The sequence below is a fragment of the Austwickia sp. TVS 96-490-7B genome (genome assembly GCF_019331795.1).
Taxonomy (GTDB): domain Bacteria; phylum Actinomycetota; class Actinomycetes; order Actinomycetales; family Dermatophilaceae; genus Austwickia.
Genome location: NZ_JAHPZL010000004.1, coordinates 1 through 15,546 on the forward strand (window position 1 = coordinate 1; position 15,546 = coordinate 15,546).

The 15,546-nt window shown below is 62.9% G+C and carries 14 protein-coding genes; 3 read left to right on the forward strand and 11 right to left on the reverse strand.

Features of this window, described 5'->3' with window-relative positions:
• Positions 1–153 precede the first annotated feature (153 nt).
• The 9 genes from KEM60_RS16495 to KEM60_RS05935 form a co-directional block, all read right to left on the reverse strand.
• Complete coding sequence (locus tag KEM60_RS16495; RefSeq protein WP_255574364.1) at positions 154–330, reverse strand: transposase; 177 nt, start codon at positions 328–330, stop codon at positions 154–156.
• A gap of 284 nt (positions 331–614) precedes the next feature.
• Entirely contained in the window at positions 615–1,139 is a 525-nt protein-coding gene (locus KEM60_RS16500; RefSeq protein ID WP_255574315.1) for a transposase family protein, read from the reverse strand.
• A gap of 11 nt (positions 1,140–1,150) precedes the next feature.
• Complete coding sequence (locus KEM60_RS16865; protein ID WP_219106906.1) at positions 1,151–1,540, reverse strand: RHS repeat-associated core domain-containing protein; 390 nt, start codon at positions 1,538–1,540, stop codon at positions 1,151–1,153.
• 309 nt (positions 1,541–1,849) lie between these two features.
• Positions 1,850–2,356, reverse strand: a complete 507-nt coding sequence (locus KEM60_RS05910) for an RHS repeat-associated core domain-containing protein (RefSeq protein ID WP_219106611.1) — start codon at positions 2,354–2,356, stop codon at positions 1,850–1,852.
• A gap of 67 nt (positions 2,357–2,423) precedes the next feature.
• Positions 2,424–2,663, reverse strand: coding sequence for a hypothetical protein (locus tag KEM60_RS05915; RefSeq protein ID WP_219106612.1), 240 nt, complete (start codon positions 2,661–2,663; stop codon positions 2,424–2,426).
• A 159-nt stretch (positions 2,664–2,822) separates the two neighbouring features.
• On the reverse strand, positions 2,823–3,836 hold the full coding sequence (locus KEM60_RS05920; RefSeq protein ID WP_255574316.1) for an IS30 family transposase: 1,014 nt from the start codon (positions 3,834–3,836) through the stop codon (positions 2,823–2,825).
• 690 nt (positions 3,837–4,526) lie between these two features.
• On the reverse strand, positions 4,527–7,160 hold the full coding sequence (gene clpB / locus KEM60_RS05925) for an ATP-dependent chaperone ClpB (RefSeq protein ID WP_219106614.1): 2,634 nt from the start codon (positions 7,158–7,160) through the stop codon (positions 4,527–4,529).
• 120 nt (positions 7,161–7,280) lie between these two features.
• Positions 7,281–8,351, reverse strand: a complete 1,071-nt coding sequence (locus tag KEM60_RS05930) for a hypothetical protein (RefSeq protein WP_219106615.1) — start codon at positions 8,349–8,351, stop codon at positions 7,281–7,283.
• A 36-nt stretch (positions 8,352–8,387) separates the two neighbouring features.
• Positions 8,388–8,738 (reverse strand): hypothetical protein, encoded by a 351-nt coding sequence (locus KEM60_RS05935; RefSeq protein WP_219106616.1) that lies wholly within the window; start codon positions 8,736–8,738, stop codon positions 8,388–8,390.
• A gap of 601 nt (positions 8,739–9,339) precedes the next feature.
• Between KEM60_RS05935 and KEM60_RS05940 the strand changes: the two genes are divergently transcribed.
• On the forward strand, positions 9,340–10,650 hold the full coding sequence (locus KEM60_RS05940; protein ID WP_219106617.1) for an MFS transporter: 1,311 nt from the start codon (positions 9,340–9,342) through the stop codon (positions 10,648–10,650).
• 20 nt (positions 10,651–10,670) lie between these two features.
• Here the strand turns inward: KEM60_RS05940 and KEM60_RS05945 are convergent, their stop codons facing one another.
• The gene (locus KEM60_RS05945; RefSeq protein ID WP_219106618.1) at positions 10,671–11,408 is read right to left on the reverse strand and encodes a L,D-transpeptidase; all 738 of its coding nucleotides are present in this window, start codon (positions 11,406–11,408) and stop codon (positions 10,671–10,673) included.
• A gap of 126 nt (positions 11,409–11,534) precedes the next feature.
• Here KEM60_RS05945 and KEM60_RS05950 point away from each other — a divergent pair, with 126 nt between their 5' ends.
• Both KEM60_RS05950 and KEM60_RS05955 read left to right on the forward strand, forming a co-directional pair.
• Positions 11,535–12,311, forward strand: a complete 777-nt coding sequence (locus KEM60_RS05950) for a carbon-nitrogen hydrolase family protein (RefSeq protein ID WP_219106619.1) — start codon at positions 11,535–11,537, stop codon at positions 12,309–12,311.
• Positions 12,312–12,405: 94 nt separating this feature from the next.
• Positions 12,406–13,818 carry a methyl-accepting chemotaxis protein gene (locus KEM60_RS05955; RefSeq protein WP_219106620.1) on the forward strand — a complete coding sequence of 471 codons (1,413 nt, stop codon included), beginning with the start codon at positions 12,406–12,408 and terminating at the stop codon, positions 13,816–13,818.
• Here KEM60_RS05955 and KEM60_RS05960 read toward each other — a convergent pair.
• Positions 13,808–15,538, reverse strand: coding sequence for a hypothetical protein (locus KEM60_RS05960; RefSeq protein WP_219106621.1), 1,731 nt, complete (start codon positions 15,536–15,538; stop codon positions 13,808–13,810). The two genes, KEM60_RS05955 and KEM60_RS05960, sit on opposite strands and share 11 nt — an antisense overlap.
• Positions 15,539–15,546 lie beyond the last annotated feature (8 nt).

The window sequence follows — 15,546 nt, forward strand, 5'->3', positions numbered from 1 at the left end:
CCGTACCCAACCCCACCACCTGGACCGACCCCTGGGGACTCACAGAATACAAACAAGCCAAGATTCTCAAACTCCCAGAGATTGGGGAATCGCCTAGAAAATTCGTAAATAGCAACATTGGGCATATTGGGCTCTTGGGACTTGAGTGTGGGTTCATGGGGTGAGTCCGTCGGCGATGAGCAGGCAGCGTAGGCGGTTGTTGTCGCGGTTGTGGAAGCCTCGGGCGATGTGGCGGTGGAGTTCGATGAGGCCGTTTACTGCTTCGGTGCCGCCGTTGGATGCGCTGTTGGTGTCGAAGTGCGCTTGGAGGGGTTCGGCCCACTGGTTCAGTGTGCGCCCGAGGCGGTTGGCTTCGGAGGGGACAGGTCGCCAGGATGGTCAGGAGCTGGCGGGTCGCGGCTTGCTCGTGTGTGGGGGTGGGTGTGTGGAAGAGGGCGCGGATGCTTGGGGTGATCTGCCACGTGATCTCGACTTCGGCATGGGCATCGTGCGTGGTGGATGCGTTGTCCAGGCGGGCGTGCACGGTGCCGTGCTCGTCGCGGGTCAGGTCGACCATCCCGGTGAGCATCCTTGGGCCGCGAACACGCTGGTCGACGTGCTGCCACACATGCTCGTCAACACCCAGCATGGCCACGCCATCGAAACGTGCCGGGGTCCGCGGCCAACTGCCCGAGCCAGGCGCGCACGGCGCGACACACGCTCTTCCAGACCAGTCCCAGCTGACGGGCCACCCCACTAATCGAGGCGTTCTCGCGGCATAGCTGCGGCACCGCCCACGAGACCGCGCGAGCCGTCAACAGCGCCCGCAGCGCCGCGACCGGCTCGTCCTGCTCGACGAACGTCCCGCCCGCACACGAAGACTCGAGACAGACATACCGCCGCTTGACCCACACCAAGGCCACCGGGCGGCCGAACGATAGCGCATCGACCAGCCTGACCTGGGCACGGTCACGGACGTAGACCACGACACCACAGACCGGGCAGCCGACCACATCCAGGACCGGATCCACCCGGACCACCAGCCGACCTTGCCCCTCGTCCTCGACAACCTCAAGCACACGCACCCCGGACAGACCCAACCAGGCGTCACACGACGAGCACGAACCAGACGCAGGGCACAGCGAAGTAGAGTCAGTCACAGTCGAGGTCCTTAGCGAACAGAGGGGGTAGAAGTCCTCTGATCCTGCCAGGGGCCTCGACCCTTACCCCCACCCGAGCACCGAGCACACCGCCGAACCCAACCCACACTCAAGTCCCAAGAGCCGGTAAGCACCGCGTCAGCCCCCCATCCTGCCAGGATCCCCATAACTGCCCCACCAAAATTGCACCCATAGTTCGTCCCGGAAGTCTCTTCAGTTGGATCGACCCGGTTGCAGGTGTTTCCGCCTGTGTAGAGGTGGTTGTTCTTCTCCTTGCCGGACGGGTCGGGGGTGTCAAACCGTCCGGTGTTGGGGTTGTACCAGCGGACCCCGAACCTAGTCAGACCTGCGCCGGTGGCGGTTTTGATCTGACCACCCGCATGAAAACGCAGGTCCCCCAGTCAGTCTGGATCCCGCATCAGTCATCTGCCTTGAGAGACCTTGTAGGCGAGAAGGGTGCCGAAACATAAAGCACTCAGCCCGCCGAAAATATAGCCGACGAACAAGTATCCAAGAATGAACCCTACAAGGCAGGCCGCCATACTCAAGATGCCACCAATTGTGCAGGATATGACTAGCCCTCGAGCGGCGCCCCACCTAAACTGCATCCGCCATTCTTCCACTTCTTCATCCCGTGACATATCGCTCATATTCAACCAAACCTTTCCAGTGCAAGTTCCCCTAAGCAACCTGCTAGCGAGGTCAAGGTATTAAGAATCAAGTGTGCAGGCCAGTCCTCCGATGCTGAGGCCCAGGCCCATGACAGACGTAATTAACCCACCCATCGTGGCTACACCTGCGGCCTCTGTACCAACCGCAGCAATGCCCGCTAGGCCCGCGACTCCCACGCCTGCGACAACGACTCCCACAACCCCGACGACGATCCCGGTAACACCGAGAGCTATCGCCTGGTCACGTGTGCATTCTTCCCCACTGGGGTCCGTCCTATTACATGCATTCCCGCTGGCGTAGAGGTAGTTGTTCTTCTCCTTCCCCGACGGGTCAGGAGTGGTAAACCGACCAGTGGCCGGGTTATACCAACGCACCCCGAACCTGGTCAGACCAGTAGCCGGTTCATAAATCCCGCCGACGTAACGATGAACATTCCGCGCAGCCAGGACACCACCCGGCCCAGGCGGCGCAGAAATCTCGTTGCCGTTCTTGTCATACGTCAAGGCACTCGCCGCGCCGCCACCGAGCTTGATCGAGGTCAGCATGGAGGCCGCGTTGTACCTATGTGCCGACGCATTGCAGGCACACCATCGTTAGACACGACGCAGCCCTTCACCGCGAATCGCCGCCAGGCGACTCCCTCTTGAAAGATACCCGCCACGGAATCACCGCCACGGCTATGAGAGAGACAGCAAAGAGCACGGAAGGCCCCTGGTCGCGCCAGAACACAGCAGCTACTACCGTCGCACCGATGCCCGCCAAGACAAGCGTCGAGGCCCTGGATATCCATTGCTTCCTGCGCACATACCTAAGAGCGAGGCCGATACAGAGCGCAGCGATCACGTCATTCATCAGTTGCACCAAGCCTGCCCCGTCGACCCGCTGACATAGCAGCCAATGCTCGGGCTCGATATATCTGAATAGCTATTTTGGTACGGAGCACCAGAGCACACGACGTCGTACCCATAAACGCCGATCAAAAAAGCAATATCCAGCCAACGACTGGCGGATTCATCCGGTCAGTGCCTCGCCTGCTTCGGTGAGTAGTTTATCGAGGCGTTCGGTGGGGGTGTCGAAGTCCAGGGTTTGACGGGGCCTGCCGTTGAGGAGGTAGGCGACGTTGTCGAGGTCGGTTTGTGAGTGGATAGACAGGTCGGTCCCTTTGGGGAAGAACTCGCGTAGGAGACCGTTGGTGTTTTCGTTGCTGCCGCGCTGCCAGGGCGAGTGGGGGTCGGCGAAGAACACCGGGATGCCGGTAGCGATGGTGAACCGGGCATGACGGGCCATCTCGCGGCCCTGGTCCCAGGTCAAGGATCGCCGCAGCAGGTGCGGTAAGCGCCCCATCGCCTGGGTGAGGAGCAAGGCGACCCGGTCGGCGTTGTGGTCGTAGGGCACTCGCTGCAAGATGACGAACCGCGTGGTCCGTTCGACCAGGGTGATGATGGCCGACCGGTTCCTAGCGCCCATGATCAGGTCACCTTCCCAATGGCCGGGCACAGCACGCTCATCGGCCTCGGGTGGGCGCTGGCTGATCATGATCTTGTCCGGGATCGCTTCGCGCTTGGCAATGATCACTGCCCGCTGCGCCCGCGACAGGCGCATGGTGCCACCCCGTCGCAGTACCCCCTTCAGCTCGGCACGCAGGGCGCCGCGGGCCTGGCAGTACAACGCCTGGTAGATCGCTTCGTGAGACACCCGTAACCATGGCTCGTGTAGGTGGTCCTTGGCCAGTCGAGCAGAAATCTGACGCGGCGACCACCGCTGCTGAAACCCCGCGTTCACCATCGCCAACAGCTGCGCGCACGACTCCAGCTTGCGCCGCTTCGGACGCGCCCGCTGCACCACCGCCCGCTCATGGGCCACGTAAGCACGGTACCCCTGGCGGCCACCACACCGAGCGATCTCGCGGTTCACCACACCATAATCACGCCCCAACCCCGCCGCGATCACCCGCCCCGAACAACCCGCCGCGATACCCCGCGAAATATCCTCACGCTCAGCCAACGTCAACCCGCGACCACGCATCAACACTCTCCCTCACCTGGAACCACACATCATCCCAAGCGAGGCACTGACCCCTTTACCCCAAGGGTCTTATCGCGGTTAACAACCTCTCCCCTCTACAGGATTATGTCACTTCCTCCATTACGGCTATATCACTTACTTTCGCAGCACTTATCTTCCTGGGTCAGGTAGTTAAATTTGCACTCCCAAAATGTTTACAGCAAAAACAAGGTGATCGATCATCCTGCCATTCTTCATCACGTGATTCTATGGTTGAGATAGACAGAGAGCGTCAGTAAGGGACGTGGCGTCCTGAAGGCATGGGTCTGTCAGACTCATGAGCCCGGGTCTTTCATCGCCGGTATGGAAGTCCCGTCCATGAGAGCAGAAAATCTCCACGACAGGGTCGTTTTAAGGTCTGCGAGGAGTTCGGTTTCGGCGGGTGGAATGTGGGCTGGGATGGTGATGACATCGCCGTTGACGTGCGTGACCGCTGCTTGCCGGGGGCCGCAAGGTGCGGATGACATGACAAGGTGTGATCGTGTCGTTGAACTGCCCGTCAGTGAAAGCGTCAGCGACCACGACGTGCGTGTGCCACCCCGGCGTTCCTTAACCCGATTCAGCAAGAGATACAGCCCAGGGCATGGCTGATCGTGACCGGACCAGGACATGGCCACGATCCGCCATGCCCTGGTCTGATCTCGCGCACGGTCAGCCTTCGAGCGCCTGCGGTTCGATGATCTCAGCGTCGACGATGTCCTCAGGTGCGCGCTCGCCGGGGCGCAAGACCGGCAGCAGCCGCAGCGCGTCTTCCTGGGGGTCGCGGTCGATGATGACGTGGTCGCCGTCCCGGACGTGCCCGGCGAGTAGCGCCGTGGCGAGTCGGTCACCGATCTGCACCTGAACGAGTCGACGTAGGGGCCGGGCGCCGTACGCCGGGTCATATCCGGTGAGCGCCAACCATTCTCGAGCGGCGTCGGTGACTTCGAGGGTGATTCGCCGGTCGGTGAGTCGGCGGGTCAGGGCAGTGACCTGAAGATCGACGATGCGAGATAGTTCGTCGAGGGTGAGTGCTTCAAAAATGACTGTCTCGTCGAGGCGGTTGAGGAATTCAGGTTTGAAAGCGGCTCGCACTGCCGTCATCACGGCGTCGCGGCGGGCATGCTCGTCCAGGGTGGGGTCGATGAGGTATGTCGATCCGAGGTTGGAGGTCATCACGAGGATGACGTTGCGGAAGTCGACGGTGCGTCCTTGACCGTCGGTGAGACGGCCGTCGTCGAGGACTTGCAGCAAAATGTCGAAGGTCTCGGGGTGTGCTTTTTCGACTTCGTCGAGCAGGACCACGGAGTAGGGGCGACGCCGGACAGCTTCGGTGAGCTGGCCCCCTTCGTCGTATCCGACATAGCCGGGAGGCGCCCCGATCAGCCGCGCGACGGCGTGTCGTTCGCTGTATTCGGACATGTCGATGCGGACCATGGCGCGTTCGTCGTCGAAGAGGAAATCAGCCAACGACTTGGCTAGCTCGGTCTTGCCCACCCCGGTGGGTCCGAGGAAGAGGAATGATCCGGTCGGCCGGTCGGGGTCGGCGATGCCCGCGCGGGTACGACGTACCGCGTCGGAAACAGCTCGTACGGCGGCGTTTTGTCCGATGAGGCGGCGGCCGAGCCATTCCTCCATGTGCAGCAGCTTCTCGGTCTCCCCTTCGAGGAGCCGACCTGCGGGGATGCCAGTCCACGAGGAGATGACATCGGCAATGTCGTCAGGTCCGACGTCTTCCTTGACCATCGCGTCAGATCGCTGGTCACCTTCGGCAGCGCTGGCTTCGGCGAGTTCACGCTCCAGGGCGGGGATCTCGCCGTACAACAGTCGAGATGCCCCCGCGAAGTCTCCTTCGCGTTGGAGCTTTTCGCTGGCGATGCGCAGCTCATCGAGGGAGGCTTTGAGATCACCGACCCGGTTGAGCCCTGCTTTTTCCATTTCCCAGCGGGCGGTGAGTTCGGCCAGCTCGGTTTCACGCAAGTGCAAGTCGTCACGCAGTCGAGCGAGACGGGCCCGAGAGGCGTCGTCGGTTTCTCGGGACAGATGGAGTTCTTCCATTTTGAGGCGGTCAACGGCGCGGCGCAGCGTGTCTATTTCCACTGGTGAGGAGTCAATTTCCATCCGCAACCGGGAAGCAGCTTCGTCGATGAGGTCGATGGCCTTGTCGGGGAGCTGCCGCGCGGGAATATACCGGTCAGACAGGGTAGCGGCGGCCACGAGAGCCGAGTCGGCGATGGCGACTTTGTGGTGAGCTTCATAGCGTTCTTTCAAGCCGCGCAGGATGGCGATGGTGTCTTCCACCGAGGGTTCACCGACGTACACCTGTTGGAAGCGGCGCTCCAATGCGGCGTCTTTCTCGACGTGTTTGCGATATTCATCGAGGGTGGTGGCGCCGACGAGACGGAGTTCACCGCGGGCGAGCATGGGTTTGATCATGTTGCCAGCGTCCATGGCACCTTCACCGCTGGCACCAGCACCGACGATGGTGTGGATCTCGTCAATGAAGGTGATGACTTTGCCATCGGATTCACGGATTTCTGTGAGGACAGCTTTGAGTCGTTCTTCAAATTCCCCGCGATATTTCGCTCCGGCAACCATCGCACCCATGTCTAAAGCAATGAGTCGTTTGTCGTGGAGAGAGGCGGGGACATCGCCAGCAACGATCCGTTGGGCGAGGCCTTCCACGACGGCCGTTTTGCCGACGCCGGGCTCACCGATGAGGACGGGGTTGTTTTTGGTGCGTCGGGAGAGGACCTGGATGACCCGGCGAATCTCGCCGTCCCGGCCGATGACGGGGTCAAGTTTGCCTTCGCGGGCGCGCAAGGTGAGGTCGGTGCCATATTTCTGCAGTGCATTGAAGGTGTCTTCGGGGTTTTCCGAGTCGACTTTGCCGCCGCCGCGCATGACGGGGATGCGCTGGTCGATGGCTTCTGGGTCCAGACCGAACGCACCGGTCCGGGCGAGCGCGAGGAGGAGATGGTCGGTGGAGATGTAGCTGTCGCCCATGGCTTCCATGACCTGGCGAGCTTGTTCGAGGACGGTGGAGAAGGTGCGGCTGGGGGTGGCTTGGGTGACGGTGGATCCGCTGATGGTGGGGAGTTTGGCGAGTTCAGCTTCGGCGGCACGGCGGGCGGCGAGCAGGGAGGAGCCGGTGGCGTCGAGGAGGGGCCCGGTGGTGGTCTCGGGTTGTTCGGTGAGGGCGAGCAGCAGGTGGGCGGGTTCGACGTGGGGGTGTCCGGAGGCGGCGGCATTACGGGCGGCGCCGGCGAATGCCTCCTGGGCCTTGGTGGTCAGTTGAAGTGCCATGCTCACTCCTTGCGTGGGCGTCGTCTGTGATGATCCGCGGGTGGCGCGGTGTTCTCCATCAGCAACATCGCAACAAGTTGAGTCTATTCCACTCAACTCTGTCGGAGCGGAGGCGGTGGGTTAGCGTGACCCGGTATACACCCGCGCCCATGCCGCTCCGATCCGTTCCAGCGCAAACATCTCCAGGTCGGGAACCTGCCCTATCAGCCGAGAGGCATCCTCCAAAGCAGACCACCACACCGGTAGATGACAGCCTGGCTTGACCGAATGCACCCACGACGGGCCGACCAGCGCGGACAAGTCTTGCGCAGGGGCCCCATCGCGCAACACCACCGGACGAGCCCACCCCAACGCAGCGGTCGCTTCGGTGCCCGGCCAGCACGGCGCGGGGATCGCCGTCAGGTCCACGACGTCGGCGGCAGCGCACCACCAGGTCATCTCGTCAGGCAGGAGCGTCCCGGTCCGAGCCAGTCCTCCAGGCAGCCGGGCGGCTCTCTCCTGGAGATGCTCCCCGTACGCCGGATGATCGTCTGCACCCAACACCACCACCATCACCCCTGCCTCTGCGAGCTCAGATGCCTGGTCGAAGAATTCCCCGACATGGTGAGGCGACCCCAGCACGGCCAGGTGCAGGAGGACCGGCGTTTCCAACGGCACATCAAGCGCCTGACGTGCGTCGTGACGCGACGGCGGCGCCATATACCAGCCGGGATGGTGAGCGGGTGGAATGACATGCTGTCGAGCACTACGAAGACCAGGGAATCTGGCAAGCGTCGGTTCCACCATGGACGGGCTGGGCACAACGACGTCAGTGGCCAGTGACGATAGAGCACGTCCAGAGTTACGCTCCGGCGGGGTGATCTCGTCGGAGCCATCGAGTTCCCACACGATGCGCACGCCACGAGCGCGGGCACGAGCCAGAGCCCACCAGGCACGCCAGCCCGGCGATGGTGCCGGATGATCGGTCGAGGACGTCGCAGGCGGCACACCGCGCACGTGGACGGCCAGACAGCCGGAGGGCACCACCCGATCGAGGTACGGCGCGGCCTGGATCCCGTGTGCGTGCAGCGCTGAAGCCAACGGGTCGGGACACAGCAGAGACTCAGCAGTGCAGGAATGGATCACGACCTGCGGTGCGTCGTCAGCACCAAGGGCCCGGCCGGGAAAGTGTTGCTGTCGCTGTTCCAGCACGCGCCCACGATATCGGGGCACACCGACAGCGGTCGGTTACGCCTCGCCCGGCGCTCGCGGACGATCCGGCGCGTCCGAATGGGTCGGCGCGCCAGGGCTCGTCGGCGTCCGGGGATCTCCCAGCGCGCCAGGGGTATCGGTGCCCTTGGTGGATCGGTGACGCCATTGCCCCCAGGATCGGCGGGTACCAGTGGTGGTGAGCCACACCCCAGCCCAGAGCAGCGCCACGGTGACCATCCCGGCGATAAAGACGGCGATCACCGACGTTGTCAAAGTCAACGGACCCATGACGAATGCCAACGAGGTGCCATTGGCTCCAGTCATCCAGATCCCACCAAGCGCGAGAAAGGCGGCGATGACGAGCAGGGCGACGCCGATCATGATCATGGTTGTTCCTCACCGATGTGGGGGGATGACGAGCAGGAACATACCGGACCGCAGGGTCGGGATGTGGTAATGGCGCGGTGGACCAGAAGCAGACATGCCCGTCAACAGATCCAACACGATCTGCGAATTGCTCCTGTCCCACGCGCCAGTCACTTTCTCGGACCGCGAAAATGCCCTGACAACGCATGTGCCTACATCACCCCCGCGGCGGCTTGGCATGTCATACGGTCAAAGACGGCACTACGACGTACGTCATGGGAAAAACCGCACCCACCTCAGTCCAGCGCCAAACTCCCACAGAAACCTCCCCCACCCACTGACGTCCTCAGCTCAACCCGCCCACGGGCGACATGCGTCACACCAAACCCGCCCACGGGCGCACTTCACGAATCACGACCTGCAGGTTCACCCCACCAAACCCGCCCACGGGCGACATGCGTCAGACCAAACCCGCCCACGGGCGCACTTCCCCCACAAAACCCCAGGACACACCCCACCAAACCCGCCCACGGGCGACATGCGTCACACCAAACCCGCCCACGGGCGGGTGGGCGGACAGTCCCTGAGCGGTGTAGCCGCATGGTCAGAGCAAAGGAGCTTCATGGCGCACGGCCCCCCATCCAGCACAGATGCTTCGCACCGCATTTTTGTCCAGCTCTGGAGTGCCCAACTGGTTTTGGTGATGTTGTCGAGTAGTAGCGGGTTGGTGCTAGCACTGACGTTGTATGAGCGCACGACGTCGGTGGCGGTGTTGGCCGCAGCGACCTCGTTGGGGCTGGTTGGGTCGATCTATGGCGCCCCTTGGATTGGCGCTGTCATTGATCGTTTCTCACGCAAAACCGCTGTTGTCGCAGCTAATTGCGGATGCGGCTTGTCGGCGTGGGTGTTGTGTTTCACGCTGGCCACAGATTTACCAACAGGTGTGGTGCTGGTCGTGGTGGGCGTTTCTGGTCTGGCAGCGGCCGCTTTATCGTTGACAATGCAAGCCACGGTCCGGTTGCTTCGCACTGAAGAGGATCTGACCCGCGTCAATGGCGTCCTCACGATCGTGGAAAATCTGCCGGTCTTTGTGGGTCCCTTGTTGGGTTCGGCGATCTATGCAACTGGCCATCAGGTCCTGATTTTTGCGGTGGAGGGGTGCGCGTCTCTGATGGTGGCCGGGTTTGTGGCGAGCCGGTCATCCTTCGCTGCGTCAGATCTCCCGCCGTCTCGTCCTCGGTCAATTTTTGCCGGCGTACGTTACGGGTTGCGGTTTATCCTGCATCATCCTGATCTGCGCGTCTTGCAGCTTACGTTCACCTTTTTCAATGTCGCTAACGGGGTGGCAGCGGCGGTTTGTACGGCGTATGTCATTGCTGGCACTGGTGAATCTGAGACGGCCGGGCACGGCGCGACCCGGTTGACGGTGTCGACGTGGTGTGGCAGCGCCGGGTTGCTGCTTGGATCTGCGTTGGTTTTTGTGCTAGCCGGTCGAGTACGTCGGAGCGCCATGGTGGTGGGCGGCATGGCGTGCGGTGCTGTGGTGGGTCGAATTTTTTTTGCGTTGTCTGCGTCGGTGGTGACGATGATTCCGACGTTGACGTGTCGTAACGCCACTGTGCAGGTGACAAATGCTCCGCTGACAGCGTTATGGCAGGAGCGCACTCCAGTGGATGTGCAGGGAAGTGTTTTTGGTGCCCGGCGTCTTTTGGGGCAGGGGCTCTATCCGGTGGCGACGTTGTGTGGTGGCTTTTTAGTCGATGTTTTGACTTCTCAGGGCTTGGGTCGGGTGCTGTCAATGCAGCTGACGATTGCTGGTTGCGGTGTCGGTGAATTGGGCTGCGCTTTGTTTTTGGCGGGGTCAGGTGTGCTGGCTCGCAGTGGTTTTGAGTCGCGCCTCGGATCTTCCGCTGAGTCGCCGCCCGGAGCGTAGGTCGCCGCCCGGGGCATCGGTCATAGCGTGACGATCATGTGTGGGTGGGCGTCCGGGGTGAGCCATTGCATGATGCGTTTGAGGTCGGTTTCACCTATCGCCACACAGCCTAAGGTGGGTCGTCCATCGCTGACGTGCAGGAAAAAACCGCTGCCGCCGTACGGCACTCGTCGGGGGTTGACGCCCATCACCACGGCGTAGTTGTAGACGAAGCCGCTGTCGCCGAGACTTTCTCCGCGGGGGCGTTTCGGGTCGTAGACGTGGGTGTTATAGGTCGGGGAATCTGAGTCGTCGTCCCAGTAGTCGTGAGGTCCGGCGATGAAGTACGGCATGCGGGTTCCTGGATTGTCTTTGATTCCAAAGGTTTCGGTGAGAGCCCAGGTCCCGAGGGGGGTGAGCAGTGATCCTTCGTACGCCGCTCCGACACCTCGTTCTCCTACCTTGGCACGTAGCTGGGGTGAGCTGGGGAGGCCTCGTCCGGGCGCGGTGACATTCCATGCTTGCAGGCTCGCGGAGGTGCAGCTGCGGCAGTCAGCTCGCACCACGATGAGTTGTCGGGCAGTTCCGGTGTAGGGGACGGGAAGCGCCAGGTCGAATGGTGTGTCCACCGATTCGCGGGGGGCAGCCCAGTCGGATACGGCGGGCGCTCCGTCCGGCCCGGGTGGTGGGGCAAGCGCGTGGGAGGTGCCGACGGGCAGGGCCAATGCCAGTGCCAGTCCGGCGAGGACGGGCGCGATACGGCGGGAGAGGGACACCATGTGTGCTCATCGGCTGCGGCGACGCGGAGTGAAGGGCGAAGGGTTGAGGCACTGTCTGGCCGTTTGAGGCGCCGTCGTACGATCCGAATGTTGTCCCCTGTCGTGTCGTCGGTGAGGAGCATCGTGATGGGTTCGTCGATTTTTCGGGTCGCTGCGGCCCAGTTGTCGTCTACCGGTGACCCGGTGGAAAACCTGGCTGCAGTGGAGGAATGGACCCAGCGCGCCGCGGATGACGGGGCCCAGTTGGTGGTCTTCCCGGAAGCGACGATGGCGTGTTTTGGGACCCGGTTGGCTCAGGTCGCTGAGGACCTCGACGGTCCGTTTGCGTCGGGGGTGCGGGGGGTGGCGCGCCGTTGCGGGGTGACCGTGGCGGTGGGGATGTTCACGCCGGCGTCGCAGGGTCGGGTGCACAACACGGTGATGGTGAGCGGCCCGGCCGGGGAGTGGCGTTACGACAAGGTGCATTTGTACGACGCCTTCGGGTCTCGGGAGTCTGACTATGTCGCGCCGGGCCGGGAGGTGGTGACAGCTCAGGTGGGGGATGTCACGGTGGGGGTGGCGACCTGTTACGACGTCCGATTCGCTGACCAGTTCACGGCGTTGGGGCGGGCGGGCGCTCAGGTGGTGGTGCTGCCGGCGTCGTGGAGCGATGGGCCGGGCAAGGCTGAGCAGTGGGATCTGTTGACGCGGGCGCGAGCGATGGATGCGCAGGCTTACCTGGTGGCCTGCGATCAGGCGTGGCGTCCATCGAAAGGTGATGATGCGTTGGGGATTGGGCGCTCAGTGGTGGCTGACCCGGTGGGTGGGGTGCGGGCCAGATTGGGACATGAGTCGGGGTTGTTAGTCACTGACGTTGATCTGACTCTGGTGGAGCAGGTACGTCGACGAATCCCCATCCTGTGATCCGAACCCTCTCGGAGAATCCTTGAGTAGCAATCCTTTCCGACGATGAGTCCGGGTGAGGGAGTTCCCTCCCCGACGGCATCGGAGGACCGACGTGAGTGTTCAGGCACTGGGGCAGGACGAGGACACGATCTCGTTGCGGCATGGCCGCGGCGTCCTCGGGAAAATCATGACAGTGGGATTGGTGGGTCTACTCGGGGCCGTTCTGGTCGGGGTAGTTGCCGCCTACGAGCTGCGGATCTTGTCTGGGCTGTCCCAAGAGCAAGCTGCTCTCAACACGCTGCAGAAAACAGCTCAACAGCTGCGGTATGGCAACGCTGAGGTCAGTGGGTGGGAGCTGGGCGTCGTCGGGGACGTCTATCGGTTGGGGACCGAGAAAGGACTCACCGGTGAGACCGCAGCAAACCGCAACGGGTTTATTAAGTCCCGGGAACGCATCAAAGGACAGCTGAGCTCTTTCCCGGTCGGTGATCTCGTCGACTCCGAAAAAGCAACTTTCGAGAAGGTCCAAAAGCTGTACGACGCTTACTTTGCCGCTGACGATGCCGCTATTCAGCTCTATCAGAAGGGCGACGAGGCGTCACGGAAAAAGGCTGACGCAAGCATCAATGGAGGCGATGCGGGGTCGGCCTTTAATGCTCTCGACGAGTCAACCACCAATCTGGTCAACTCGATCAGCTCACGGGTGGCGGCGAAAGCGGAGGACTCGCAAGACGCCACGAACCGCACCACATGGTTGCTGGTGGGCACGGTGACTGTCCTCGCTGCTGTCATCATCGTCGCTGCTCGGCTGATTGCGTCCCCCATCCGAGCGGCTTTGGTGTCGGTGCGCAACTGTTTGCACGCGATGGGCCGTGGCGACATGACAGTGCCTGCTCAGGTCACCACCCGCGACGAGGTCGGTCAGATGGCAGCCGCTGCGGAGCAGACCCGCACCTCGATCCGCGCGTTGATCGGAGAGCTCACTGAGTCAAGCATTTCCGTTGCAGAGGGGTCGGGGAAGGTGTCCTCCGTCTCTGAGTCCATCGGACGGGATGCCGCTCACGCGGCGGAACAGCTCACCGCTGTCTCCACGGCCGCGGACGATGTCTCCCGCAATGTGCAGACCGTGGCCGCTGGCACCGAAGAAATGACCGCCTCCATCCGCGAAATCTCCAAAAACACCACCGACGCCGCCGGCGTCGCCGCCTCCGCCGTCCAAGTCGCCGACCGCACCGAAGCCGCCGTCGCCGCCATCAGCGAAATCGCCGCCATCATCTCCCAAATCAACGACACCCAAGCCACCATCGCCTCCGCCGTCGAAGAACAAACCGCCACCACCAACGAAATGAGTCGGAATGTCTCCGAAGCCGCTTCTGGGGCGCAACATATCGCCACGAATGTCTTAAACGCCGCCGCTCAAGCCCGGCAGAGCCGAGACGCCGCCGATTCACTCATGGGTTCCACCGACGAACTCGCGGGGCAGGCCGGTCAGCTTCGGTCCCTGGTGAACCGCTTCACCTGTTGACCTGGTCAGTGCGTTGCAGCACCAGGATGCGCTCGTCTGCGTCGACCTGGCGGTATGACCGCGACAGGTAGGCCATCAGCGGGTCCCGGTCTGCGTCCCCCTGGATTGACCCGCTGCGGAGGCGTTCCCGGTCCACCATCACGATCTGCGGGGCGTCTCCGGAGGTGCGTAACCACTGGACGGTGGTCTCGTTCGCTGGACCGTACTCTTCCATCCACAGGATCGGGGTCGCTGGGATGGCGTCGCCGATCAGGTACGCCCCGGGGCTGCCGATCAGCATCAATCGGGATCCCGGGGTCACCCACCGCCGGAGAAGTCGCAGACGTTCGTCGTACGCCGTTTTTGTCCCTTGGTCGGTCCACACTCCAGCCCAGGCGCCTTGGTCAATATGGGCGGTCATCGTGGTGACGGGGGGTTGCGCAGCGACGCCCCACGTCCCTACGGCCGCTAACGGCAGGATCACCACCAACCCGGCCAGTCCCTTGGCCCATCCATGCCGGGGCCCCGCGAGGTCACGGACCATCCGCACCCAGCCCACCGACAACGCAGAGACCAACATCGAAGCCCCGACGCCGTGCACGGCCCGCATCGGGCCGGATGACGTGGTCGCTGCCACCAACGGCACCTGGATCACGGCAGCTGGTGCGGCCAACACAAAGAGCACGCCCACGGCCCGGTCCCGCCGATACCAGGCGTCCACGCATACCGGCACCACCAGGATCACCACGAGCACCATCGCGGTGGCCGTCATGGAGCCCCGAAACACTGCAGCGGCATCGCCGCGTGCCGCGGACAGCACATGCACTGCCGCCAACGCGATCACCGCCACGCTCGTCCCAGCTACCCGCCACACAGCCCACCCTGGACGTAGTGCCCCGACCAGGGCCAGACCCACTCCGAGATGCATGGGCAGATAGCGGCGGTGAAACAGGTCGGCGTACACGCTCAACGCATTGCCCAACCTGGTGGACAACGGAAGACGATCACCCTGGTAGGCGATGGTGAAGTCCACGGTGTGTTGCAAGGCACCCCATCCGGGGACGCAGAGCAGCCACACCAGGAAAGGCAGTCCCACCACCGTCCCACCCACGACGAGCGAGCGCCACGCATGGTGTCGACGTCCGATCACTGCTGTCGCCCCCAGCAGCCACACGGCGGACGGCAACATGTTGGGGAAGGTCGCACAAGCCGCCGCGGCTGAAGCAGCAGCGATGACATACCAGCGCCGAGTTCCAGTCCACACTCCAGCGGCGGCGGCAGCAATGGCCACATGCAACGCCACCACGGGCGACGAGTTATAGCTGAACTGAAACAGGTTGTAGGGCAACACCAGCAGACCGGACACTCCCCCGGCCAACGCTGCTGCAGGACCCACTCGTCGGCGTAACGCCATGAAACACACGGCTGCCGCGAGCGCCGCTGAGGTCAGGAAAAACACTCTGCAGGCCAGGACGAGGCCGGTGAGGCCGTGCCAGGACACCCAAAGTCGGACGAAGGGGACCGCTGGGGCCGCGCCGAGAGTTTGCACGTTGAGTTCGTCGATGAAGAGTTGATCGCCCAGGGAGAGTCGCCAGGCCTGGGCGATGACGTGGCCGTCGTCGTGGAAGCTCGCGCCGTATCTGATGCGCCATATCGCCCAACTGACCAGGAGGGCAGCGGTGACAGCGACTCCGAGCGTCTCCGTCCGGGGACGACGCCAGGTCTCGGAGCGGAAAGACATGAAGGGCA